The 24,469-nt window shown below is 65.4% G+C and carries 23 protein-coding genes and 1 tRNA gene; 15 read left to right on the forward strand and 9 right to left on the reverse strand.

The features are described from left to right. Positions 1–10 precede the first annotated feature (10 nt). The 9 genes from glyA (at position 11) to P2G67_RS04440 (ending at position 8,401) form a co-directional block, all read left to right on the forward strand. Complete coding sequence (gene glyA / locus P2G67_RS04400; protein WP_275820420.1) at positions 11–1,309, forward strand: serine hydroxymethyltransferase; 1,299 nt, start codon at positions 11–13, stop codon at positions 1,307–1,309. A gap of 41 nt (positions 1,310–1,350) precedes the next feature. After that, the gene (gene nrdR, locus P2G67_RS04405) at positions 1,351–1,815 is read left to right on the forward strand and encodes a transcriptional regulator NrdR (RefSeq protein ID WP_275820422.1); all 465 of its coding nucleotides are present in this window, start codon (positions 1,351–1,353) and stop codon (positions 1,813–1,815) included. A 73-nt stretch (positions 1,816–1,888) separates the two neighbouring features. After that, positions 1,889–2,995: a bifunctional diaminohydroxyphosphoribosylaminopyrimidine deaminase/5-amino-6-(5-phosphoribosylamino)uracil reductase RibD gene (ribD, locus tag P2G67_RS04410; RefSeq protein WP_275820424.1), complete on the forward strand. Its 1,107-nt coding sequence runs from the start codon at positions 1,889–1,891 to the stop codon at positions 2,993–2,995. 9 nt (positions 2,996–3,004) lie between these two features. Beyond that, the gene (locus P2G67_RS04415; protein WP_275820426.1) at positions 3,005–3,601 is read left to right on the forward strand and encodes a riboflavin synthase; all 597 of its coding nucleotides are present in this window, start codon (positions 3,005–3,007) and stop codon (positions 3,599–3,601) included. A gap of 10 nt (positions 3,602–3,611) precedes the next feature. Further along, positions 3,612–4,754, forward strand: a complete 1,143-nt coding sequence (gene ribB, locus P2G67_RS04420) for a 3,4-dihydroxy-2-butanone-4-phosphate synthase (protein WP_275820428.1) — start codon at positions 3,612–3,614, stop codon at positions 4,752–4,754. Positions 4,755–4,764: 10 nt separating this feature from the next. Then, a complete protein-coding gene (locus tag P2G67_RS04425) occupies positions 4,765–5,235 on the forward strand; it encodes a 6,7-dimethyl-8-ribityllumazine synthase (RefSeq protein ID WP_275820430.1) in 471 nt (156 codons plus the stop codon). Positions 5,236–5,240: 5 nt separating this feature from the next. Beyond that, positions 5,241–5,750: a transcription antitermination factor NusB gene (gene nusB, locus P2G67_RS04430; RefSeq protein WP_275820432.1), complete on the forward strand. Its 510-nt coding sequence runs from the start codon at positions 5,241–5,243 to the stop codon at positions 5,748–5,750. 9 nt (positions 5,751–5,759) lie between these two features. Further along, positions 5,760–6,737: a thiamine-phosphate kinase gene (thiL, locus tag P2G67_RS04435; RefSeq protein WP_275820434.1), complete on the forward strand. Its 978-nt coding sequence runs from the start codon at positions 5,760–5,762 to the stop codon at positions 6,735–6,737. Positions 6,738–6,820: 83 nt separating this feature from the next. After that, complete coding sequence (locus P2G67_RS04440; protein WP_275820436.1) at positions 6,821–8,401, forward strand: serine hydrolase; 1,581 nt, start codon at positions 6,821–6,823, stop codon at positions 8,399–8,401. Position 8,402: 1 nt separating this feature from the next. On the opposite strand, the gene aroA is transcribed toward P2G67_RS04440, so the two are convergent. Beyond that, the gene (gene aroA, locus P2G67_RS04445) at positions 8,403–9,710 is read right to left on the reverse strand and encodes a 3-phosphoshikimate 1-carboxyvinyltransferase (protein ID WP_275820679.1); all 1,308 of its coding nucleotides are present in this window, start codon (positions 9,708–9,710) and stop codon (positions 8,403–8,405) included. 392 nt (positions 9,711–10,102) lie between these two features. On the opposite strand from aroA, the gene P2G67_RS04450 reads away from it, so the two are divergent. Further along, a complete protein-coding gene (locus P2G67_RS04450) occupies positions 10,103–10,429 on the forward strand; it encodes a TIGR02300 family protein (protein ID WP_275820438.1) in 327 nt (108 codons plus the stop codon). Between the two features lie 133 nt (positions 10,430–10,562). Continuing rightward, positions 10,563–10,638 (forward strand) — tRNA-Ala (locus P2G67_RS04455). Between the two features lie 113 nt (positions 10,639–10,751). Here P2G67_RS04455 and P2G67_RS04460 read toward each other — a convergent pair. Beyond that, positions 10,752–13,007: an adenosylcobalamin-dependent ribonucleoside-diphosphate reductase gene (locus P2G67_RS04460; protein ID WP_275820440.1), complete on the reverse strand. Its 2,256-nt coding sequence runs from the start codon at positions 13,005–13,007 to the stop codon at positions 10,752–10,754. A gap of 120 nt (positions 13,008–13,127) precedes the next feature. On the opposite strand from P2G67_RS04460, the gene P2G67_RS04465 reads away from it, so the two are divergent. Continuing rightward, positions 13,128–13,496, forward strand: a complete 369-nt coding sequence (locus P2G67_RS04465; RefSeq protein WP_275820442.1) for a cytochrome c — start codon at positions 13,128–13,130, stop codon at positions 13,494–13,496. Between the two features lie 6 nt (positions 13,497–13,502). On the opposite strand, the gene P2G67_RS04470 is transcribed toward P2G67_RS04465, so the two are convergent. Next, positions 13,503–13,925, reverse strand: coding sequence for a PaaI family thioesterase (locus P2G67_RS04470; protein ID WP_275820444.1), 423 nt, complete (start codon positions 13,923–13,925; stop codon positions 13,503–13,505). 264 nt (positions 13,926–14,189) lie between these two features. Here P2G67_RS04470 and P2G67_RS04475 point away from each other — a divergent pair, with 264 nt between their 5' ends. Beyond that, the gene (locus tag P2G67_RS04475) at positions 14,190–14,984 is read left to right on the forward strand and encodes an enoyl-CoA hydratase (RefSeq protein WP_275820447.1); all 795 of its coding nucleotides are present in this window, start codon (positions 14,190–14,192) and stop codon (positions 14,982–14,984) included. Between the two features lie 70 nt (positions 14,985–15,054). Beyond that, the gene (locus P2G67_RS04480; RefSeq protein WP_275820449.1) at positions 15,055–15,648 is read left to right on the forward strand and encodes an extensin-like domain-containing protein; all 594 of its coding nucleotides are present in this window, start codon (positions 15,055–15,057) and stop codon (positions 15,646–15,648) included. A gap of 90 nt (positions 15,649–15,738) precedes the next feature. Here P2G67_RS04480 and P2G67_RS04485 read toward each other — a convergent pair whose 3' ends face one another. Further along, a complete protein-coding gene (locus tag P2G67_RS04485; protein WP_275820451.1) occupies positions 15,739–16,185 on the reverse strand; it encodes a universal stress protein in 447 nt (148 codons plus the stop codon). Positions 16,186–16,387: 202 nt separating this feature from the next. Between P2G67_RS04485 and P2G67_RS04490 the strand changes: the two genes are divergently transcribed. After that, positions 16,388–16,849: a MarR family winged helix-turn-helix transcriptional regulator gene (locus tag P2G67_RS04490; RefSeq protein ID WP_275820453.1), complete on the forward strand. Its 462-nt coding sequence runs from the start codon at positions 16,388–16,390 to the stop codon at positions 16,847–16,849. Here the strand turns inward: P2G67_RS04490 and P2G67_RS04495 are convergent. The 5 genes from P2G67_RS04495 to dnaA form a co-directional block, all read right to left on the reverse strand. Further along, on the reverse strand, positions 16,842–17,507 hold the full coding sequence (locus P2G67_RS04495; protein ID WP_275820455.1) for a COQ9 family protein: 666 nt from the start codon (positions 17,505–17,507) through the stop codon (positions 16,842–16,844). The genes P2G67_RS04490 and P2G67_RS04495 overlap by 8 nt on opposite strands. A 124-nt stretch (positions 17,508–17,631) precedes the next feature. Beyond that, positions 17,632–20,085 carry a DNA topoisomerase (ATP-hydrolyzing) subunit B gene (gene gyrB, locus P2G67_RS04500; protein ID WP_275820457.1) on the reverse strand — a complete coding sequence of 818 codons (2,454 nt, stop codon included), beginning with the start codon at positions 20,083–20,085 and terminating at the stop codon, positions 17,632–17,634. A 53-nt stretch (positions 20,086–20,138) separates the two neighbouring features. Then, positions 20,139–21,266, reverse strand: coding sequence for a DNA replication/repair protein RecF (gene recF, locus P2G67_RS04505; protein ID WP_275820459.1), 1,128 nt, complete (start codon positions 21,264–21,266; stop codon positions 20,139–20,141). Positions 21,267–21,391: 125 nt separating this feature from the next. Then, positions 21,392–22,510, reverse strand: a complete 1,119-nt coding sequence (dnaN, locus tag P2G67_RS04510; protein ID WP_275820461.1) for a DNA polymerase III subunit beta — start codon at positions 22,508–22,510, stop codon at positions 21,392–21,394. 273 nt (positions 22,511–22,783) lie between these two features. Continuing rightward, complete coding sequence (gene dnaA / locus P2G67_RS04515; protein WP_275820463.1) at positions 22,784–24,289, reverse strand: chromosomal replication initiator protein DnaA; 1,506 nt, start codon at positions 24,287–24,289, stop codon at positions 22,784–22,786. Positions 24,290–24,469 lie beyond the last annotated feature (180 nt).

Genomic DNA, 24,469 nt, shown 5'->3' on the forward strand with positions numbered 1-24,469 from the left:
CCGAATCTAGATGACTGCTGATATCCCTCACGCCGGCTTTTTCACCACCGGTCTCCGCGACTCAGATCCTGCGCTGGCCGATGCCGTCGCCGCCGAGCTGCGCCGCCAGCAGCAGCAGATCGAGCTGATCGCCAGCGAGAACATCGTCTCGCGCGCCGTACTGGAAGCGCAGGGTTCGGTGCTGACCAACAAGTATGCGGAGGGATACCCGGGCCGACGCTACTACGGTGGCTGCGAAGCCGTCGATGTGGCCGAGGAACTGGCCATCGAGCGCGCCAAGGAACTTTTCGGCTGCAGCTACGTGAACGTCCAGCCGCACTCCGGCGCGCAGGCCAATCAAAGCGTCATGCTGGCGCTCTTGAAGCCCGGCGACACCTTCATGGGCCTGGCGCTCTCGGCCGGCGGGCACCTGACTCACGGCGCCGCCCCCAACCTCTCGGGCAAGTGGTTCAATGCCGTGCAGTACGGCGTGAGCCCCGAGACCGGGCAGATCGACTTCGAGGAGGTCGAGCGCCTGGCCCGCGAGCACAAGCCGAAGATGATCATCGCCGGCGGCTCGGCTTATCCGCGCATCATCGACTTTGCCCGCTTCCGCGCCATCGCCGATGAAGTGGGTGCGCTCTTCATGGTGGACATGGCCCACTTCGCCGGCCTTGTGGCCGGTGGCGCCCATCCGAGCCCCCTGCCCCACGCCCATATCGTGACCACCACCACCCACAAAACGCTGCGCGGCGCGCGCGGCGGCATGGTGCTGAGCAACGATCCCGACATCGGCAAGAAGATCAACAGCGCCACCTTCCCCGGCCTGCAGGGCGGCCCACTGATGCACGCCATTGCCGGCAAGGCGGTCGCGCTGGGCGAGGCCTTGCGGCCTGACTTCAAGGACTATGCCCGCCAGGTGGTGGATAACGCCCAGGCCCTGGCCGAGACCTTGAAGGAGGGCGGCGTCGACATCGTCACCGGCGGCACCGATACCCACGTCGTGCTGGTCGACCTGCGCCCCAAGGGGCTGACCGGCAACGTGACGGAGAAGAGTCTCGATCGTGCAGGCATCACCTGCAACAAGAACGGCGTGCCCTTCGATCCCGAGAAGCCGACCGTGACCTCGGGCGTCCGTCTCGGCACGCCGGCCGGCACCACCCGCGGCTTCGGCGTGGAAGAGTTCCGCGAGATCGGCCGGATGATCACGGAGGTCCTGGACGGGCTTGCGAGCGCCGGCGAGGACAATGCGCTGGCCGAAAATCGCGTCCGCGGAAGAGTGCAGCAGCTTTGCCAGCGCTTCCCGATCTACCCGGACCTGGAGGTCTGAGGGCGAGCGTGGCGCTCAAGGGCTGAGCAGGGGGAGAAGGAATGCGCTGTCCGTTCTGCGGTCACGAAGACACCCAGGTGAAGGACTCCCGGCCGACGGAGGACGCCTCCGCGATCCGTCGGCGGCGCCACTGCCCCGACTGTGGGGCGCGCTTCACCACTTTTGAGCGCGTGCAGCTGCGCGAGCTCACGGTGATCAAGTCCGACGGCAAGCGCCAGCCCTTCGAACGCGACAAGCTCATGCGCTCCATGCAGATCGCCCTGCAAAAGCGGGCCGTGGATCAGGAACGGCTGGAACGCATCGTCAACGGTATCGTTCGCCGCCTGGAAAGCACCGGTGAGGCCGAGATTCAGAGCAAGGTGATCGGGGAGATGGTCATGGACGCCCTTTCGACCCTCGATCCCGTTGCCTACATCCGCTTTGCGTCGGTCTACCGCAACTTCCGCGAGGCCAGCGACTTCGGCGAGTTCGTGGGCCAGCTCGGCGGCGAGCCCGAGGAAGGCTGAGGGCAACCCCGCAGGCCTCCGCCATCGCGGGCAAGTAGGCCTCCGGCTACCGGCGGCCAAGATTCGGGCAGAGATGAGCAGCAGCGACCAGCTTCACATGCGCGCCGCCCTGGCATTGGCACGCCGCGGCCTGGGGACCACGGCCCCCAATCCGGCCGTGGGCTGCGTGCTCGTACGTGAGGGGCGCGTGGTGGGCCGTGGCTGGACCCAGCCCGGCGGCCGGCCGCATGCAGAGACCGAAGCGCTGCGCCGCGCCGGAGCCGAGGCTGCCGGGGCAACGGCCTATGTCACCCTGGAGCCCTGCGCCCACCACGGCACCACACCGCCGTGCAGCGACGCCTTGATCGCTGCCGGCATCCGCCGCTGCGTTGTCGCCTGCATCGACCCTGACCGGCGGGTGCAAGGCAGCGGCCTGCGCCGCCTGCGCGACGCCGGGATCAGTGTGGACACGGGCCTGCTGCAGGCGGAAGCCGAGGCGCTCAACCGCGGCTTCATCCTGAACCGCACCGCCACGCGCCCCTTGGTCACGCTAAAGCTTGCGACCAGTCTTGACGGCCGAATTGCCCTGGCCTCGGGTGAAAGCCGCTGGATCACCGGACCGGCCGCCCGTCAGCGCGCCCATCTGCTACGTGCTGCGCACGACGCGGTGCTTGTGGGTTCCGGTACCGCTCTCGCCGACAACCCGCGCCTTGACGTGCGCCTGCCCGGACTGGCGGCGCGCAAGCCACTGCGCGTGGTGTTGGACGCCGGCTTGCGTCTGCCGGGCAGCCACGACCTGATCGCCCGTGGTTGGGAGCACAACACGCTGATCCTGACTCGTCCTGGCCATACCGAAGCACGCCGGAGCAGCTACCATGCTCGCGGTGTGGAGGTGACGGCCCTGGCCGATTGCGGACCCGACGGACGCCCGACACCAAAGGCCGTGCTTGCAGAGCTGGTACGCCGCGAGGTTACCCGCCTGATGGTCGAAGGCGGTGCCGGTGCTGCAGCTGCCTTCCTCAAGGCAGGGTTGGTGGATCACCTGGTCTGGTTTCGCGCCGGGAAAGTGATCGGCAGCGACGGTCGCGAAGCGGTCGAAGCACTCGATCTGGCTACCTTGGCCAAGGCGCCGCAGTTCGAGTTGGAGAGCGTCGAACGCCTGGACGGGGACCTGCTGGAAAGCTGGGTCCGGAAGGAGTAAGGAAGCCCCATGTTCACTGGAATCATCACCGATCTGGGCGAAGTCCTCGAAGCCGACGCCAAGGCCGGCGGCGACCTGCGGCTGCTTCTGCAAACCGCATGGGATACCGCCGAGGTGCCACTGGGCGCATCAGTGGCCTGCAACGGCGTGTGCCTCACCGTCGTCGAACGCGGGCCGCAGCGCCTGGCCTTCGACGTCTCGGCTGAAACCCTGTCGAAGACGACACTTGATACCTGGCAAGCTGGCCAGCGCATCAACCTGGAGCGCTCCCTGCGCCTCGGCGACGAGCTGGGCGGTCATCTGGTCTACGGCCACGTGGATGGACTGGCCGAGGTGCTGGACATCCGGCGCGAGGGCGAGTCCCACCGCTATCGCTTCCGCGCTGACCCCGCACTCCTGCGCTTTCTGGCGCCCAAAGGCTCCATCGCCCTTGACGGTGTCTCGCTCACGGTGAACGAGGTCGACGGCGAGGCTTTCGGCGTGAACATCATTCCGCACACGTCCGAGGTCACGACCTTCGGCGCCTACCGGCCCGGCAACCGGGTCAACCTGGAAATCGACATGCTGGCACGCTACGTTGCGCGCCTGCTCCCCAAGCCCGAGTAAAGCCCCAATCATGCCCCAAACGGACGAAGCCTGGCGCCTGTCTTTCAGCGAATTGGTCTCCCCCATCGAGGAGGTGATCGAAGAAGCGCGCAATGGTCGCATGTTCATTCTGGTCGACGACGAGGACCGAGAGAACGAGGGCGATCTGGTCATTCCAGCCCAAATGGCCGGCCCCGAGGCGATCAACTTCATGGCCAAGTACGGCCGCGGCCTGATCTGTCTGGCCATGACCCGCCAGCGGATCGAGCAGCTCGGCCTGCCCATGATGTCGCGCAAGAACGAGACGCGCCATGAAACGGCCTTCACGGTCTCGATCGAGGCCCGTGAAGGGGTGACCACCGGCATCTCCGCCTCGGACCGCGCCCGTACCGTGGCCGTGGCCATCGATCCGGACCGGGGCGCCGAGGACATCGTCACCCCGGGGCACGTCTTCCCGCTCATGGCCCGCGACGGCGGCGTGCTGGAGCGCATCGGCCACACGGAAGCGGCGGTGGACCTGGCGCGTTTGGCGGGGCTCTATCCCGCGGGCGTGATCTGCGAGATCATGAACGACGACGGCTCCATGGCCCGGCGCGACGATCTCATCGGCTTCGCCCAGCGCCATGGTCTGAAGATCGCCACCATCGCCGATCTCATCGCCTACCGCCGGCGCTACGACAAGATCGTCGAGCGCACGCTGCAGCAGCCCTTCGACAGCCGCCACGGCGGCCGTTTCGAACTGGCGGTCTACCGCAACATGGCCAGCGGCGCCGAGCATGTCGCCCTGTGGAAGGGCACGATCGATTCCGAGAAGCCAGTGCTGGTGCGCGTGCACGCTCTCTCAGTGCTCGACGACGTGCTGGCGGACGATGCGCTGGGTCGCGGCGGCGAACTGCAGGCAGCCATGGATGAGATCGCCGCCGAGGGAGAGGGCGTTGTCGTGCTGATCCGCGATCCCTCCCCGGCCTCCATCTCCGATCACCTGGCGGCGCGAGCCGCGGGGCGCGATGCGCCGGAAGTGGCCCTGCGTGACTATGGCGAAGGCGCGCAGATCCTGCTCGATCTCGGCGTGCGCCAAATGATTTTGCTGCACAACACCCGCCACACCATCGTCGGCCTGGAGGGTTACGGTCTGACCGTCGTCGGCCAGCGCCCCTTGCGATCCAGCGATTGAGGAGCAGCCCATGAGCACCCCATCCAAGCCGCGCATCCTGGTGGTGGAAGCGCGCTTCTACGAAGAGATTGCCGACGAACTCTTTGCCGGTGCCGAAGAGGCCCTGCAGGAAGCCGGGGCAAGCGTCGAACGTCTCCAGGTGCCAGGTGCCTTCGAGATTCCCGCTGCCATTTCCATGGCCATCGCCGCCGCTGATGTTGGCCAGCGCCCGCCTTACGACGGCTTCGTTGCCCTGGGCTGCGTCATTCGCGGCGAGACGAGCCACTACGACTACGTCTGCGGTGAGAGTGCCCGCGGCCTGCAGGAACTGGCAACGGGCGATCTGGCCGCCATCGGCTATGGCATCCTGACGGTGGAAAATGCCGATCAGGCTTGGGCCCGTGCCGATCGCAAACGCAAGAACAAGGGCCGCGACGCCGCTGAGGCCTGTCTGCGCATGATCGAACTGCGCCGGCATTTCGGCCTGCACGAGGAGGCGTGAGCGCCTTGACCACCTCAAACCCCGGCCCCAGAACGCCCAGCACCAGTCGCCAGGACAAGGTCATGCGCCGGCGCCGCGCTGCGCGGCTTGCTGCGGTGCAGGCGCTCTATCAGGCCGATATCGGCCAGGTGACGCCCGATACCGTCGCGCTGGAGTTTCTGCAGCACCGACTGAGCGAGGACTTCGACGGCTTCACCCTGGGCGACATCGACCAGGAGCTCTTCATCGCGGTCTTCCGCGGCACCCATGCTGAGCGCGAGGAACTGGACGACATGCTGATGGCGGTGATCGCCGAAGGCTGGTCGGTCGAGCGTCTCGACAGCATGCTGCGCCACATCCTGCGCGCTGCGGCCTGGGAATTGGCCTACCGCCCACAGGTCCACGCCAAGGTGGTCGTTTCGGAGTACGTCGGCCTGGCGCATGATTTCTTCGATGAGCGCGAGGCCGGCATGGCCAACGGCATGCTGAACCGACTGGCCCACGAGCTCCGCCCCGACGATTTCCAGGCGGACTAGGCCGCTAACGTGGTGCGCGGCGAGTTCGACCAGATCGCCCGGTACTTCGCGCCGCTCGCCGCCGGCGCCCCCGGCGCTTTTGGCCTGCGCAACGACGCCGCAGTGCTCAGCCCGCCGCCGGGCGAGGAACTGGTCGTTACCCTCGACACGCTGGTCGAGGGCGTGCATTTCCTGCCTGAGGATCCTCCGGACCTGCTGGCCCGCAAGGCCCTGCGGGTCAATCTCTCCGATCTGGCCGCCATGGGTGCGCGTCCGCTGGGCTATCTGCTGTCCACTGCCTGGTCTTCACGAATTGACGATGCCTGGATCGAGGGCTTCACCAACGGGCTGGCGGCCGACCAGAAGACATTCGGCCTGCATCTGCTGGGAGGCGACACGGTCAAGACTCCAGGCCCGCTGACGCTCTCGATCACGGCCTTCGGCAGCCTGCCCCGCGGCGGCGCCCTCACCCGCTCCGGCGCCAAGACAGGCGATGGCCTCTATGTTTCCGGGCGCATAGGCGACGGCGCGCTGGGGCTCCTGGCGCTGCGTGGCGCACTGCGACACCTCTCCCTGAGCGAGCAGGAGCAACTCGAACAGGCCTATCGCCTGCCAGAGCCGCGCTGCAGCCTGGGACCGGCGCTGATCGGCCTGGCCAACGCCTGCCTCGATGTCTCCGATGGCCTGCTGGCCGACGCCGCACATCTGGCCGAGGAATCCGGGCTCCAAGTCATCATCGAAGCGCCCGCGGTGCCCCTCTCAGATGCCGCCCAGGCTGCCCTGGCAGAGGATCCGGAGCTTTTCACCCAGGTGCTGACGGGCGGCGACGACTACGAACTGGCCTTTGCGATCCCGCCGGTAGAGGAGCCGAAGATCGCCGTACTCAGCCAGGAACTGGGGCTGTCTCTGACCCGGGTCGGTCGCTTTGCTGAGGGCGCAGGCGTGCTGATTCTCGACCGCGGGGGCCGACCACTCACACTCGAAGTCCGGGGCTGGACACACTTTTAGCGCCTGCCGGGTCGGGGTGAAGCTTGCCCCTGGCATGAAAGTGGCGTGAAATGGGCAACTCTGCCAGAACGCGAGCACCGCCCATGCCCTTCCCGCCACTGTTTCATCCCATTTCTGCCGCTGCACTGCTGCTGATTGCGCCAGCCGTCGCCTTTGCCGAAGCGCCGGAAGGTGACCTGCCGCCACCGCAGACCACGGCAGTGGCCGTGCCGGCCGGCCAGATCGAAGCTGCCATCGAGCAGCTCGACGAACGGGCAGAGACACTGATGGAACGCTCCGGTCTTCCCGGAATGGCGGTTGCCGTCGTGCATGAAGGCGAAACCGTCTATGCCTCCGGCTTCGGCCTGCGCAAGATGGGCGAAGAGGCCAAGGTCGATGCCGACACGGTGTTTCAGCTCGCCTCCCTGTCGAAATCCATCTCCGCAACTGTCGTCGCCCAACAGGTGGCAGAAGGTGTGGTAAGTTGGGACACGCCAGTTACTGAGTTCCTGCCCGACTTCAAGCTGGCCGACGCCTGGGTTACCGAGCATGTCACCATCGGTGACCTTTTCTCGCATCGCTCGGGGTTGCCCGATCATGCCGGAGACAACCTGGAGGATCTCGGCTATACGCGGGAAGAGGTGCTTTCTCATCTCCACCTGCTACCGCTCAGCCCCTTTCGCGACACCTACGCCTACACCAACTTCGGCCTGACCGCCGCAGCGGAGGCCGTGGCTGCTGCGGCTGGACGGGATTGGGAGAGTCTGTCCGAAGATGCGCTCTTCGCGCCCCTGGGTATGAGTTCCAGCAGTTTCCGCTTCGCTCACTATGCGGCGCGGGAAAATCGCGCCCACGGGCACGTGCGTGTCGGTGATGACTTCGAGGCGCTCTACGTGCGGCAACCGGACGCGCAGTCTCCCGCAGGCGGTGTGAGCGCCAGCGTGAATGACATGGCGCGCTGGATGGCGCTGTTGCTGCAAGACGGGCGCTTCGAGGATCAGCAGATCCTCCCGCCGGGTGCCCTGCTGGAGCCGATGACGGCGAAGATGATCTCATCGCCCTCCTACGCGCCCGACGCCCGGCCGAGCTTCTATGGCTACGGCATTGGCGTGGGCATCGAAGCCTCGGGCCGGGTGTCACTCAGTCACTCCGGTGCCTTCGCCCTGGGCGCAGGCACCAACTACACCCTCCTGCCCTCTTTGGATCTCGGCATCGTGATTCTCACCAACGCTGCGCCGACCGGTGTTGGTGAGGCCTTGGCCATGGAATTCTCAGAACTGGTGCAGTACGGCGGCATCAGCCGCGACTGGTATGCTGCTTACCAGCCGCTGATGGAGCCAATCCTTGCCCCGATAGGCGAGCTCGTCGGCAAGGAACCACCGAGCGAGGCGGTTGAACCGGCACCACTGGCGCACTACGCCGGTGTCTACGACAATCCCTACTTCGGCACGGCCGAGATCAGCAACGGCGCCGAGGGGCTGCGACTGACCATCGGCCCAGCTCACCTCAACTACCGGCTGAGCCACTGGGATGGGGACAGCTTCACCTATCGCCCCTTTGGGGAGAATGCTCCGGCTGGCTCGATCTCAAAGGTTACCTTCGAGCGTGACGGCGAGAAGGCCGCTGCCCTGACCATCGAGTTCCTGAACGAGCAGGGGCTCGGCCGCTTCGAGCGTCAGGACTGACTTAGGAAAAGTGCGCGCCCAGACCGCACATCAGCTCGGTAAACCCTGGGAAGGAGGTAGCGATCGGCGCGGCGTCGTCGATCGTCACCGGCTGCTCGCTGGCCAGGCCCAGCACCAGGAAGGACATGGCGATGCGGTGGTCCAGCTCCGCGGCGATGGTGGCACCACCGCGCGGGCGGCCGCCACAGCCTTCCACGATCAGGCTGTCCTCGCCCTCCTCCACCACAACGCCGCAGGCGGCCAGGCCGCGGGCCACACCCGAGAGGCGGTCGCTCTCTTTCACCCGCAGTTCTGCCAGGCCGCGCATGACCGTGCGCCCCTTCGCACAGGCGGCCGCCATGGCGAGGATGGGATATTCGTCGATCATCGAGGGCGCGCGTTCGGCCGGTACTTCAATGCCCTGCAGACTGCTGCTTTTGATGCGCAGGTCGGCAACTGGCTCACCGGCTTCGACGCGGCGATTCTCTTCGGCGATGTCGGCACCCATTTCCAGCAGCGTGCGGAACACGCCGTCACGCAAGGGATTGAGGCAGACCCCCTGTAGGCGCAAATCCGAACCAGGCAGCAGCAAGGCTGCAACAGCCGGAAAGGCGGCGGACGAAGGATCGGCCGGCACCATCACCGGCGCTGCCTGCAATTCGGGCTGACCGGTCAGCACCAGGCGCCGCCCGTCTTCGCCGTCGGTGACCGCAACGTTGGCGCCGAAATGCTGCAGCAGGCGTTCGCTGTGGTCGCGCGTGGCTTCCGGCTCGATTACCACCGTTTCGCCCGGCGCCGCGAGACCCGCCAGCAACACCGCCGACTTCACTTGGGCCGAGGGCACCGGCAGGCGATACTCGATGGGCAAGAGCGTTTCTGGACCGGTCACCGCCAAAGGCAGACACCCGCCCTCACGCGAGACGAAGCGCACCCCCATGCGCTCCAGCGGTTCCATCACCCGCCCCATGGGTCGCCGACGCAGCGAGGCGTCGCCGGTCAGGAAAGCGGTGATCGGTTGACCGGCAAGCAGACCCAGGGCAAGCCTGGCGCCAGTTCCGGCGTTGCCGAAGTCCAGTATGTCGTCCGGCTCGCCCAAGCCGCCGATGCCGCGCCCGAACACCCGCCAACACCCCGGCCCCTCGTGGATCACCTCGGCGCCGAGCGCGCGCATGGCCGCGGCAGTGCGCAGCACATCCTCGCCCTCCAGCAGACCTTCGATCTTCGTCTCTCCCACCGCCAAAGCGCCGAACATAAGGGCGCGGTGGGAGATCGACTTGTCGCCTGGCACCTTAAGGCTGCCCTTAAGCCCATCGCTGGGCAGCGCCGTCAGCGCCGGACCCGCGAGGAAGTGCTCCGAAGAAGAAGGGGCATCGGCAGCCGTCACGACAGAACTCCTGGCTTGAGGAAGAAAGAAAAGATCAGGGCGACCGACGGCCGCGAGAGCGGTGATAGCACGCGCCCGCCGCCCTCCCAAGAGAACGCATCGGGCAGCTTTCCGGCGCCGCCTAGAGCAGATCGACTCAAATCGGGTTCGCGAAGCGACCCGGTTTGAGTCGTGAATCTGCTCTAACCCTTGATTCAGAGCGGATTCACGCATTTGTTCTGAACGCTGCGCGTTACAGATCAAATACGATCCGCTCGAGGGAAGGTGTTTGACAGTATCGCGAACCCATGGCAAATGCGCGCCTCGTCGTTCGACGGTCAGGATCCGAGGAGGTTGCAGTGGCCAAGCCTGAATGGGGCACCAAGCGGATGTGCCAGAGTTGTGGCGCAAAGTTCTATGACTTCTCCCGCTCGCCAATTCTCTGCCCGAGCTGCGGAGCCACCTTCGACCCGGAAACGCTGCTGCGGTCGCGTCGCAGCAAGGCCAGCCCGGCAAAGGCGAAGCCCAAGGTTGAGCCCGTCGAGGCCGAGGAGCCCGAAGTCGAGGAGGCTGCTGACGAGCTGGCCGACATCGAAAGCGAAAGCGTCATCGAGGACACCGATGACCTCGACGGCGACGAGGATCTGGGCAAGGTCAGCGTAGACGACACCGATAAGGAAAGCTGATCCTCCGCGGGCGTGGGGCTGGGCAAAGGATCCTCCCGGCAGGGCGCATTTTTCGCTTGCAACCACCGCCCGCTCTTCCTAGTTTCCGCTCCGCCGCCGGGCACGCTCTTCCGCCCGGCAGCGGGTTTCAGATGGGGCCGTAGCTCAGCTGGGAGAGCGCTACAATGGCATTGTAGAGGTCAGCGGTTCGATCCCGCTCGGCTCCACCAGACAAAGGCTTGATGAAGCCAATCTTTCGAAAGAGGCCGCTCTCGCAGCGGCCTCTTTCATTTCGTGCCTGTGTCAGCGCGCTGTCCGCAGCCAAGGCCTCGGCTGACAGGAATTACGCGCAGCGGCTGTAGCTGCACGCTGTGCAGAGATCGCAGCCTTCCTGGCGCAGCAGGGCCAGGGAGCCGCACTTGGGGCACTGGCGCAGGGCCGGCGCGATGGCGTCACCGTTGGAAGCCACGCCCTCTCCCGCCACCAGCTTCCCTTCGGCGTCGGCAGGCAGGAAGCCGGTGTCGATCATGTGCCGCTCGATCACGCCGCCGATGGCCGCCAGGAGGGAGGGCACATAGCGTCCGTCCATCCAGGCGCCGCCGCGCGGGTCGAAGACGGCTTTCAGCTCCTCCACGACGAAGCCGACCGCGCCGCCGCGACGGAACACCGCGGAAATCATGCGGGTGAGCACCACCGTCCAGGCGTAGTGCTCCATGTTCTTCGAGTTGATGAAGATCTCGAAGGGGCGGCGACGGCCTTCGCGCACAACATCGTTGATGGTGACGTAGAGTGCGTGATCGCTTTCCGGCCAGGTGAGCTTGTAGGTACGCCCTGGCAGGGTCTCCGGCCGGGCCAGCGGCTCGGCCGTCGGCGGCTCCGCTTCTGGCTGAGCTGCCGGTCGATCCGCCCCCGCCTCCAGCACCGCCCCCCGCAGGGGGCTGGGCCGGTAGGTGGTGCAGCCCTTGCAGCCCAGGTCCCAGGCCTGGTCGTAGACCCGACGGAAGGACTCGAAGGGGATCTCCGCCGGCAGGTTGATGGTCTTGGAAACCCCGGCGTCCACGTACTTCTGCACCGCCGCTTGCATCACCAGGTGATCCTCCGGCGAGAGGTCCTTGGCCTCGACAAAGGCCGGGGACAGGGGCGCCGCAGCGCCGAAGCGCTCGCGGTAGGCCCGCCAGGCGGGGTCGCTCACCAGCTCGCTGCGACGGCTGCCGTCGGGCTCGCGCACCTGTCGACGATAGGAAAAGGCGAAGACCGGCTCGAGACCCGAGGAGAGATTGTCTGCCAGCAGCGAGATCGTGCCGGTCGGCGCAACGGAGGTGAGCAGACCGTTGCGCAGGCCCTTCTCGGCAATGGCTACGCGAATTTCGGGCTCGAGGCCCTGGGTTGCCTCGCCGGCGAGAAAGGCCTCACGGTCGAACAGCGGAAAAACACCCTTCTCCGCCGCAAGCTCCGTTGATGCCAAATAGGCGGCGCGGCGCAAGGCGGCCATCCAGCCCTCCACCCAGTCCACCGCCTCTCGACTGCCGTAACGCAGCCCGCAGTAGATCAGGGCATCGGCCAGGCCAGTGATGCCGAGACCAATCCGCCGCTTGGCCCGGGCTTCCCGGCGCTGGGCCTCCAGGGGAAAGCGCGAGGCGTCGATGGCGTTGTCGAGCATGCGCACCGCCACCCTCACCAGGTCCTCCAGCGCCGCTTCATCGAGGCGCGCCTTGGCCGTGAAGGCATCACGGACCAGGGCCGCGAGATTGATCGAGCCCAAGAGACAGGCGCCATAGGGCGGCAGGGGCTGCTCGCCGCAGGGGTTGGTCGCCTGAATGGTCTCGCAGTAGGCCAGGTTGTTCAGACGGTTCACCCGGTCGATGAAGATCACGCCGGGCTCGGCGGTTTCGTATGTGGCGCGCAGGATGCGTTCCCAAAGCCGGCGCGCCTTCACACTACGGAAGACCTGGCCATTAAAGTGCAGCGACCAGTCTTCGTCGGCTCGCACGGCGCGCATGAAGGCGTCCGTCACCAGGACCGAAAGGTTGAAGTTGGTCAGCCGCCCCGGCACCCGCTTGGCATCGACGAACTCCTCCACGTCCGGATGATCACAGCGCAGGGTCGCCATCATTGCGCCGCGCCGGGCTCCGGCCGACATAATGGTCTCGCACATGGCATCCCAGACCTGCATGAAGGAGACCGGCCCCGACGAGGGCGCGCCCAGGGACTTCACCAGCGCGCCCTTCGGGCGGAGCGTTGAGAAGTCATAGCCGATGCCGCCGCCATGCTGCAGCGTCAGTGCGGCCTCACGCAGATGGGCAAAGATCCCGCCGAGGTCATCGGGGATAGCACCCATGACGAAGCAGTTGAACAGCGTGACCGTCCGATCGGTCCCAGCGCCCGAGAGAATCCGGCCCGCCGGCATGAAGCGGAAGTCCTGCAGCGCATCGCGGAAACGCGGTCGCCAGCGCTCCGGCTCGGATTCGACCGCAGCCAGGGCCTGTGCCACCCGGTCCCAGGTGGCATCGATCTCCGCCTCCGGGGGACTGTCCAGCGGACCGGCATAGCGGTACTTCGCTTCCCAGATCTGGCGGGAGAAGGCTGAAAGCTCGGTCATGCGCCACCTCCGTCACCAGAGACTAGCGCGAATCGGGTCCGATCTGAACCATAAGACTCGAAATCACCGCCCAGGCAGAGTTCTTGCCCACGCGAGAAGGAATCGGCATAGACTATCGTTATGAGACACTTCAGCGCCCTCCCCCTTCTCGCAATCCTGCTGGCTGCCTGCGCCGGGCAGGAACCGGAGCCTTCTGCCGACGCCTTTCAGGAACCGGCGGCGCCAAGCGTGGCCGTCGCGGTCGACGCGGACCGCGGACTGGAAGTGGCCGAGCGTTGGTGCGCCTCCTGCCATCAGGTGGCACCAGACGGCGCGCCGCGCCGCCCAGCACCCAGTTTCATGGAAATCGGCCAGGATCCGCGCAAGGGGCACGTCTGGCTGGAAGACTTCATGGCCGAAGAGCACCTTCCCATGCCCACCTTCCGGCTCTACCCGGACGAGCAAGCGCATGTGATCGCCTATATCGACAGGCTGGGTAGGGGAAACTAACCAGAGTCAGCGCTCCGGCGGTATGGAGTAGGTGAGCGTTGAGTGGGCCACCGGCTCGCCGTCGCCCACCGCCGCGCTGGTGATCAATACCTCCCCATAGGCCAGGCGCTTGCCCAGCTTGAGCAGGCGGCAATCGCCGATCAGGTCACCTGGAGGCGGTGGGCGAAGGAAGTTGATCGAGAGGTTGGTGGTGAGCGCCATCTCAACCCGGCCGATCGCACCCAGCACCGCAACATACATGGCGAAGTCCGCCAGGGTCATCATGGTGGGGCCGCTGATCGTGCCGCCGGGGCGCAGCACCTCCTCCGAGGCCGGCAGGCGCAGGCGCGACATGCCCTCCCCCACCTTCTCCACGGTGATGCCCAGAAGGGTCACCCACTTCAACTCCTTCGCAATTTCGGCAATGTCCTCGACGGTGATTTTCGCCATGAGCCGCTGCTCCCGCTGTGCTTGCGCAGATTTGAGAGCCGATCACCTCTGTTTGGATTCGCGAAGCGATCCGACAGAGGCGCAAAGCGGCTCTACCTTTTTGATCTGGATCGGATTCACGCATTCAATCTGAACACCGTGGCGGTTCAGATTGAATGCGATTCGATCCAGTGTTTATGACTTGCCCCGACGCGAAGGAAAGGTCCAGATTGAACTTGACGACTCCAAGGGAGCACCGCCCAGAGCAAAGGGACTCGTGAGAGCATGACTGCAACAGGCGCAAATGAACCGTTGCTCCTGCAAGAGAAGCACGAAGGCGTGGCCTGGCTCACCCTCAATCGACCACGCCAGTACAACGCCCTGTCCGAGGAACTGCTTGCGGAACTGACCCAGACGTTCCGAAGCCTGGCAGACGACCCGAAGCTGCAGGCCGTGGTTCTCGGCGCTGCCGGTAAGGCTTTCTGTGCCGGACACGATCTCAAGCAGATGCGCGCCCAACCGGACCAGCGCTATTACCGGCGCCTCTTTGCCGCCTGCAGTGACATGATGCTTTCCATTCGGCGCCTGCCGGTGCCGGTGATCGCGCGCGTGCACGGCATCGCCACCGCCGCCGGCTGTCAGCTTGTGGGCACCTGCGATCTGGCGGTGGCGAGCAGCGAGGCGCGATTTGCCACCTCGGGCATCAACACCGGCCTGTTCTGCTCCACACCCGCGGTGGCGCTTTCGCGCAATATCGGCACCAAACCTGCCTTCGAGATGCTGGTGACAGGGGATTTCATCAGTGCCGAGGAGGCCCAGCGGCTCGGACTGATCAACCGCGTCGTGGCACCAGAGGCGCTGGATCACGAGGTGCAGGCTCTGCTCGGCCGCATCGTGGACAAATCATCGGTGGCGGTGCGCACCGGCAAGCAGATGTTCTACAGCCAGCAGGAAAAGCAGCTTGAGGAGGCCTACGCCTACGCGGCCGAGGTGATGGCCTGCAACATGATGGCCGCAGACGTGGGGGAAGGCATCGATGCCTTTATGGAGAAGCGCAAACCGGTCTGGCAGGGGCGCTGAAGCCACAACCGCCGCAACGGCACTTGCCGGTCTTGCCTTGCTGCTCTCCGCCTGCGGGGGCGGCAGCAGCGTGCGCGAGGTACCGCGCGATCCCAATGCGAACCTCTATGGGGTCAGTCTGGCGAGCCTGCAGGAGAACCCGCAGCTCTGCACCTTTGCGCTGGGCGCCAGCGGTCATCGCCTGTCATCAGTGCCTGACCGGCCGGTGCAGCAGGGCTGCGGCATCACAAACGCCATCGAGGTGAGCGGCACGTCGGTCAACTTCAACAGGGAGTTCACCGCCACCTGCCCGCTCGCCGCAGCTTACGCGATCTTCGAGGCGGATGTGCTGCAGCCAGCGGCACAGCGGCACTTCGGCGAAGCCGTGGTCGACGTAGAGCATTGGGGAACCTATGCCTGCCGCAACCGGAACAACCGAATGGCGGGGCCACGCAGCGAACATGCCACCGGCAATGCCATCGACATCGCGGGGGTCACGCTGGCCAGTGGACGGAAGATCAAGGTGGAAGCCGGCTGGCGCGGGCGCAGCGACGAGCGTGCCTTTCTGCGCGAGGTTCACCTCGGCGCTTGCAGCATCTTCCAGGGGGTGATCGGCCCCGATCACGACCGCGCCCACCACGACCACTTCCACCTCGACATGGGAAAGTGGCGCTTCTGCCGCTGAGACCAAACGTTAGAGCAGATTCACGCTTTTGTTCTGAACGCTGCGCGTTACAGATCAAACGCGATCCGCTCTAGTGCCCTGGCCGGGTGATCAGTCCTCGCGGGTGCGCAGGATCAACACCGAGCAGTCCGCGTGGCGCGCGATGCGCGCTGCGTTGGAGCCCAGAAGGTAAGTCTGCATCCCCGGGTGGTGCGAGCCCATGACTATGAGATCGGCGCCCCAGGACTCCGCCTCTTCCAGGACTTCGTGGTAGACCTTGCCCGAGCGCACAACCGCGTCGGCGGAATGACCCTCGGCTTGGACGGACTTGGCGATCGCTTCGGCTTCACGTTCGGCTGTCCCCACCAACTCCGCTCGCATCTCATCCGGCATGTAGCGGGTCAGGTAGTTGGCCGCGGGCGCAGGAGGCAGGTCGATCACCGTGACCACCCTCACGTCGGAGCCGTGCACCAGCGCCAGTTTGCGCGCCTCCTCGACAGCCGCATCAGCATGCCTTTCGTCGGACAGGTCGACCGGCAACAGGATCTTGCGGAACATCTCCATCCTCCCACTGTTCTCGTTGCGCGTTGCGCGCCCGTGCGTTGAGCACTGCTGCGCATGGTGTCATTCCCATAGACGGGTCAGCAAGCCCCGTATATGATACAAATCAAGCAAATGCCGTTGCTGGCACGGTCGGATCAATGAAACTGGCCGGGATCAAAGGCGGAGGTTCCCTCTCTTCTCTTCAGGAGGCAACCTCATGAGCCAAATTATCAGTCTGTCCCCAGCCCACCGCAACGGGGCGGATCCTGCGTTCTGCGTCGAGGAGCAGGTAGCACACCTGCTGCGCCGGGCGCATCAACGTGCCTGCGCGCTCTTCCTCTCGAGCATCGGCGCCGACAATCTCACTCCCACCCAGTTTTTTGCCCTGGCCCGGCTGCACGAACAGGGCCCCGTGTCGCAGAACCACCTGGGACGGCTGGCGGCGATGGACCCGGCCACAGTGCAGGGGGTCGTCAGGCGCTTGAGCGAGCGAGGCATGATCACGCGGGCACCCCATCCACAGGACCGGCGACGCACCCTGCTCACACTCACGAAGGATGGCGAAGCTCTGATTGCCGGACTGCTGGACAGCGCACAGGAAGCCGATGCCAGGCTCCTTGGCCGCCTGTCCTCCGAGGAACGGGTGACCTTTCTGGCCTTGCTGCGCCGGATTACCTGACGCCGAGGCCACGCATGCGGCGGCGCAGTGGAGAGCGACTGCGTCGCTGCATCAAGCGGTCGGGGAGATCGAGCATGCGCCCCATGGTTTTGCCGAAGCGGCCACCGACCTTGAGCACCTCGTCGATCCGACGCTCGAGAAAGGCATGGGTGTCGGCGAAGTCCTCCGAGCGGTCTTCCAGCCAATAGAGCGTGGTGGTGGAGAGCACGCCGGAGAGCAGGATGCGCTTGCTGTAGTGATTGTAGTCCGTTGCACGGTCACCGGCGGCATACCAGAGGCAGTCCGCGCTGCGCCAGAGCAGGCGCGGACCGAGCGTGGCGTTCTGCGGAAGCGCCAGAAAGGACAGACTACGTCGGACGGCTTCGCGATGCGGCGCCAGGACCTCGAGGCGCAGCCGCACACCGGCTGAAACGCGCTCGCGCACACGCATCTCCTCGAGCGGGAGGTCCGCCAGGCGCACCAGCATTTCGCGGTCGGCCCAGGTGGAGAAAGCCTCGACGAGATCCTGCGGGCCGCCGGGGAAGGCCGACATGGCCGCCTCGACGCCCATTCCAAGGTCGCGACAGGCGGCGCGCAGCGTCACTTCGCTCCAACCGTCGAAGACCACGTGCGGCAGTGCTGCCTGCAGCAATGCCTCGCGCTGTTCTTCCAAGTCCATCAGGCTTCTCCCTAGAGCCGGTCGTCTCTGATCGGATTCACGCATTCAATATGAACCACGCCACACCGGGTTTAGTTCATTTGCGTGAATCCGGTCGATACCAAAGAGGGAGTGACGATCGGGCCTAAACGTCGAGGTTCGATACCTGCAGGGCGTTCGACTGGATGAACTCGCGCCGTGGCTCCACCTCGTCGCCCATAAGGGTCTCGAATATCTGGCCCGCTTCCTCGGCGTGTGCAACCCGCACCCGCAGCAGGGAACGGGCCTCGGGATCGAGGGTGGTTTCCCAGAGCTGGCCGGGGTTCATCTCGCCCAAGCCCTTGTAACGCGAGACCGTTACTCCCTTGCGGCCCCAGGCCAGCACCGTGTCCGACAGGGACACAGGCCCATAGACCATCTTTTCGACGTCTTTGCCTGTGAGCAGGCAGGGCTCCTCGTAAAGCTCCCAAAGTGAATCGCGCAGCGTGGTTAGGCTGCGCGCCTCGCTGGAAGCGATGACCGAGGCTTCCAGGCGACGGGTTTCCGGCACGCCGCGCAAAGTGCGGGTGAAAACCAGCCCCCCTTTTCCATCGGCACTGCCGGTCCAACCCCGCTCGAACTCGGGCGCGAGGGTGTCCAGGCGTTCGGCCACGAGCGTGGCGAGCCGATCGGCCTCAGCCTCGTCGGCCATCAGGTGCGGCGCGAGGGCCCCGGCAATGGCCGCCTGCTCCACCACGTCCCAGGACCCGACCTTCCACACCAGCGTCTCGATCAGCTTGCGGGCATGCAGGGCCTGGCGCACCAGCCCGGCAAGGTCCTCGCCGGAGCGCTGCTGGCCGTCGCTGGTGAGCACCGTGGACTTCATCGCGTTGGCGATCAGGTACTCCTCCATTTCCCGGTCGCCCTTCAGGTAGGTCATGGATTCGCCGCGCTTGGCACGATAGAGCGGCGGCTGGGCAATGTAGAGGTGCCCTCCCTCCACCAATTCACGCATCTGCCGGAAGAAGAAGGTCAGCAAGAGAGTGCGAATGTGGGAACCGTCCACGTCCGCGTCGGTCATGATAATGATCTTGTGGTAGCGCAGCTTCTCGATGTTGAACTCGTCCGGCCCGATCGAGGTGCCCAGCGCGGTGATCAGCGTGCCGATTTCGTTGCTCGAAAGCATCTTGTCGAAACGCGCCCGCTCGACGTTCAGGATCTTGCCGCGCAGCGGCAGGATCGCCTGGAATTTCCGGTCGCGACCCTGTTTGGCCGAGCCGCCGGCACTGTCGCCCTCGACGATGAAGAGTTCGGACTTGGCTGGGTCACGCTCCTGGCAGTCGGCCAGTTTGCCTGGCAACGAAGCCACATCCAGCACACCCTTGCGGCGGGTGAGCTCGCGGGCCTTGCGCGCTGCCTCGCGGGCAGCTGCCGCCTCCACCACCTTGCCGACGACCTTCTTGGCCTCGGCCGGGTGCTCCTCGAAGTACTGCGACAGGCGGTCGTTCACCACCGACTCCACCACCGGACGCACTTCGGAAGAGACCAATTTGTCCTTGGTCTGGCTGGAGAACTTGGGGTCGGGAACCTTGACCGACAGCACGCACGACAAACCTTCACGGGCATCATCGCCGGTCAGGCTCACCTTCTCCTTCTTCAGGAGGCCGCTGGACTGGGCGTAGGAATTGATCTGTCGGGTCAATGCGGCGCGGAAGCCGGCGAGATGGGTACCGCCGTCGCGCTGCGGGATGTTGTTGGTGAAGCACAGCATTGTCTCGTGGTAGCTGTCGGTCCACTGCATCGCCACTTCGACAGTGATGCCGTCGCGTTCCACACTCATGTGGACTGGTTTGTCGATCAGCGGATGCCGGCTGCGATCCAGCCACTGCACGAAGGCCTGGATGCCACCCTCGTAGTGCAGATCGCTGTGCACCGGCTCCGGATGGCGCGCATCGGTGAGGCGGATCCGCACCCCAGAGTTCAGGAACGCCAGTTCGCGCAGACGGTGCTCGAGCGTGGGGAAATCGTACTCGGTCTGCGTGAAGACTTCTTTGGAGGGGAGAAAGGTGATCTGGGTGCCGCGCTTGCCGTCGGCCGGTCCAACCACGGAGAGATGCTGCACCGTCTCCCCGTCCTCGAAGCGTACCAGGTGCTCTTTGTCGTCGCGCCAGATGCGCAGTTCGAGCCACAAAGACAGCGCGTTCACCACGGAGACGCCGACACCGTGCAGTCCGCCGGAGACCTTGTAGGAGTTCTGATCGAACTTTCCGCCGGCATGGAGCTGGGTCATGATGACCTCTGCCGCCGACACGCCCTCTTCCTCATGCATGTCGACAGGGATGCCGCGACCATTGTCCGTGACCGTCACCGAGCCATCGCCGTTCAGGGTAACGGTGACCGTATCGCACCAGCCTGCCAGCGCCTCATCGATGGCGTTGTCCACCACCTCATAAACCATGTGGTGCAGGCCCGAGCCATCGTCGGTGTCGCCGATGTACATGCCCGGGCGCTTGCGCACGGCTTCCAGACCACGCAAGACCTTGATCGATCCGGCGCCATAGACTTCCGGATCCAGACCGTCTTCGCGCTCCGGAGTGGGGTTCACGTTTGCGCTGACCATGAGTTTTCCGTCTTTCATTGCATCAACAAAGCAGCCAGGCGGGCGCCCAGCCGTCACTCGATAAACATGCCGTCCTGCACGCGAAAGCGCTGTGCCGCGCCGTTCAGAGCCGCAAAAGGTGCGGCATCCGTTCCCGTCAGCCAGGCCTGCAGCCCCATGGCGAGAATCTCTTCGTAGAGCGCGTCGCGCCGCCGGGCATCCAGATGGGCGGCGACCTCATCCAGGAGCAAGAGCGGCATGCCACCTCGCTCCAGGCCGGTCAGCCGCGCATGCGCCAGCACGATAGCCAGCAGCAGTGCCTTCTGCTCCCCAGTGGAGCAGAGGCCGGCGGGACGACCGTGCAGGCCGTGATGAACCAGCAAGTCACAGCGGTGCGCGCCCACCACGGCGCCACCGGTCTCGCTGTCACGCCCCCGGCTTTCCAGCAGGCGCGTCTGCAGCCGCTCCTCAACCGCAAGGGCCGGCAACTCGTCCAGCCAGGTCTCCGCATCTCCGGCCAAGCCAAGTTCGGCGCGCGGGAAAGCACCGCTGGTCTCGGCGCAGGCACCAGCAAGACGCCCCACCATATCCCGGCGGGCCGCGGCGATCGCCACTGCCTTCTCCGCCATGGTCCGCTCCAGGGCGCCCAGCCACTCGGGTTCGCCGCGCCCCTCGCGCAACAGACGCGCGCGCTCGCGTAAAGCGCGCTCATAGGCGCTCAGACGCCCGGCGTGAGCCGGATCGAAGGCATAGACCAATCGGTCGAGAAAGCGCCGACGTTCGCTGGCGCCCTCTCGGAACAGGCCGTCCATTTCCGGCGTCACCCAGACCGCCGCCAGCACCGCGCCCAGAGCCGCTTGACTCGAGGCAAACTCGCCGTCGACCTTGATCACGCGACGCTCCTGGCCCGGCGCGGTGGTAATGTCGCGCCCAGTGCCAAGGTCATGCGCGCCCCAAGGGGTTTCCACCCGTGCTGCCACGGCCCAGCCGCCCTGCCCCGCTCCCTCGTTGCCGGGCAGCCGGCTTTCCAGGTCACCAAGGCGCGCACGACGCAGCCCGCGGCCAGGGGTCAAGAAGGACAGGGCCTCCAGAAGGTTCGTCTTGCCGGCGCCGTTCTCGCCCAAAAGCACAACCGGCCCGGCACCGACTGTCAGTTCGGCCTGACGCAGATTGCGAAAGCGCTGGACCGACAGCCGTGCCACCCATACCCGTCCCTCGTCAGCCCCCGATAGCGGGTGCGTGTCACTTGGCAGAGCTGAGCTATGCTGTATTGCTGATTGCTCCATTCCGTCTGGCTGGGCCTGGCACCCGGACAGGGCGCTTTGCCTCACACCCGCATTGGCATCAGCACGTAGAGCGCGCTGGGGTCGGCGGCATCACGCACGATTGTCGGCGAGGCACCGTCGGCCATGGTGAACTCCGCCCCCTCGCCCTCGATCTGCTGGGCGATGTCCAGGAGGTAGCGGGAATTAAAGCCGATCTCCAAAGGAGGACCCTCGTAGTGGACCGGAACCTCCTCTTCTGCGCTGCCGGCATCGGGGGCGGTCGCAGAGAGCACCAGCGCCGAATCCCGCAGCGCCAGCTTCACCGCCCGACTTTTCTCCGTCGAGATCGTGGAAACACGGTCGACGGCGGAAGCGAAAGACCGGCAATCGACGCTCATGACCTTGTCGTTGCCGCTGGGAATGACGCGCTCGTAGTCCGGGAAGGTGCCGTCGATCAGCTTCGACGCCAGCTCGACGCTGCCAAAGGTGAAGCGCACCCGAGTCTCCGACAACGCCACCTCGACCCCGCCCTCAACCTCATCGATCAGCTTGCGCAGCTCATTGACGGTCTTGCGCGGCACGATCACCCCAGGCATTTCCCCCGCCCCTTCCGGCAAGGCCATCTCGAAGCGTGCAAGCCGGTGGCCGTCTGTGGCCACGGCGCGCAGGACATCGACGCCATTGCTGGTTCCGGCGTGGAGGTAGATGCCGTTCAGATAGTAGCGTGTCTCCTCGGTGGAGATGGCGAAGCGCGTCCGGTCGATCAGGTTGATCGCCTCGCCGGCCTGCAGCGTGAAGCGGCAAGGCAGTTCGACGCTGGCCGTTGAGGGAAAGTCCTCGCGCGGCAGCGTCGAGAGCGAGAAGTTCGAACGCCCCGCGCGCAGACGAACCTGCCCCTTCTCTCCGTCCAGGGCCAGCTCCACCTCGCTGCCATCCGGCAACTTGCGGATGATGTCATAGAAGGTGTGGGCCGGCACCGTCGTCGCCCCGGCCTCCTGGACCATCGCCGGCGTGGTTTCATGAATGGTCAGATCCATGTCCGTCGCCGTGAGGCCAAGCTGCCCCTCAGAGGCCTCCAACAGCACGTTGGACAGCACCGGAATGGTGTTGCGTCGCTCCACGACGCTCTGGACATGGGCCAGCGACCGCAAAAGAGCCGCTCTCTCGATGGTCAGCTTCATATCGTCTCTAGAAACGTCCGGATTGCGATTACGAGTTACGAACGCACACCCGAGCGCGCCCGACAAACCCGCCGAACGGCCAAATGTGGCATGTTTCCGCGCCTTCGGACGGCCATCAGCAAGGCCGCCGGAGAAGCGGAGGGGCACTATACCACAACACAGCAAAAAGATAAGGTTTTTCGCGGATTTGGGCGTCGCAGCGCCACCCTGCGGCGAGGCGCCGAGTCGCAGGCTTTTTGCCTCTTCTGCCGCGCGCAACTGCGGCCGCTGGAGCTAGCCCTCGAGCATGCGCCGCAGCAGGTCCACATCCTCCGCAAAGGCGTGGTCGGTGGCCTTGAGTTCCTCGATTTTGCGCACGGCGTGCATCACCGTCGTGTGATCGCGCCCACCGAACTTGCGGCCGATCTCGGGCAGGGAACGCGAGGTGAGCTGTTTGGCGAGATACATCGCCACCTGGCGCGGCCGAGCCACGGACCGCGCCCGTCGCGCCGAGTACATATCCGAGAGGCGGACATTGAAGTGCTCGGCAACCTTCTTCTGGATTTCTTCGATGGTGACCCGCCGGTCGCTGGCGCGCAGCAGGTCCTGGAGCAGATCATGGGTGGTCTCGAGGGTCACGGAGCGGCCCACGAGGGTGGCATGGGCGACCAAGCGGTTCAGCGCCCCCTCCAGCACGCGCACGTTCGAGGTGATCTTGTGCGCCAGGAACTCCAGCACCTTCTCAGGGATAGGAACAGCGAGCTGCTCCGCCTTGGATTGGAGGATTCCCAGGCGCAGCTCATAGGTGGTGGGATGGATGTCCGCCACCAAGCCCCAGCCTAGACGCGAGCGCATACGCTCCTCCACACCCTCCAAGTCCGAGGGGCTCTTGTCTGCGGAGATCACAATCTGTCGATTATCATCCACCAGGGAGTTGAAGGTGTGGAACAACTCTTCCTGGGTCGCATCGCGGCCGGAGATGAACTGCACGTCATCGATCATCAGCACGTCGACGGAGCGGAACTGCTCCTTGAAGGCCATGGTGTCCTTGGTGCGCAGAGCGCGCACGAACTGGTACATGAACTTCTCGGCCGAAAGATAGATCACCCGCTTGTCGGGATGAGAGTGCCGGATCTGCCAAGCGATGGCATGCATGAGGTGAGTCTTGCCCAGTCCCACGCCGCTGTAGAGAAACAACGGATTGAAGGGGGCCGTTTCCGCCTCCGCCACCCTGCGAGCTGCGGCATAGGCAAACTCGTTGGGCTTGCCCACGACGAAGTTCTCGAAGGTAAAGCGCGGATCCAGGGAGGCGGATATGGCTCGACAGCGCTCAGCCTCGTCATCTACCTCGAGCAGGGGCGGTTGCTCCGGCTCAGCCCGGGAAATGCGTTCGGGAAGGCCAGTCGGTACTTCCACCACAGGGGCCTCGCCGGGCGCACTCTTGTTTGACGGCGCATTTGCAGGCGCGGGCGTTTCAGCCGCTGCCGGGCGGGCAGGCGGGCGCACAACAATCTCAACGCCGACGAGCGTCGGCTGCTCCTCGCTCCAGAGCATCTGGATCCGATCGACGTAATTGCTGTTGAGCCAATCGCGCATGAAGCGCGAGGGGACCGCCATCCGAAGCTGTCCATTGTGCAGGCCGATCAGCGTCAGAGGCTTCAACCAACTGCGGAAGGCGGCATCGCCGACCTCGGCACGCAGCCGCGCCCGCACCCTGGCCCAGATTTCCACGAGATCGCCGGTTTCTCCTCCGGCAGCCCCAACGTCCTCCAGCTCTCTCGCTTGCAGCCCCGCAGCCATGCCTACTCCTGCCCCTTCATGCCGCCCATCGCCCCCGAGCGCGCCACCACATGTCGGTGAGGACCACAGTCTCCACCGTACACCCACTTTCAAAGTCACAAACGAAGCGCGGCCACTATTTCCCGCAGACCTCGCAGCCGTTATTCACCCGCCAGAGGTCTTTCTTGTACTATCTGCAAA

Origin of the sequence: Aquibaculum arenosum (genome assembly GCF_029222965.1) — a bacterium.
Taxonomy (GTDB): Bacteria; Pseudomonadota; Alphaproteobacteria; order Kiloniellales; family DSM-21159; genus Aquibaculum; species Aquibaculum arenosum.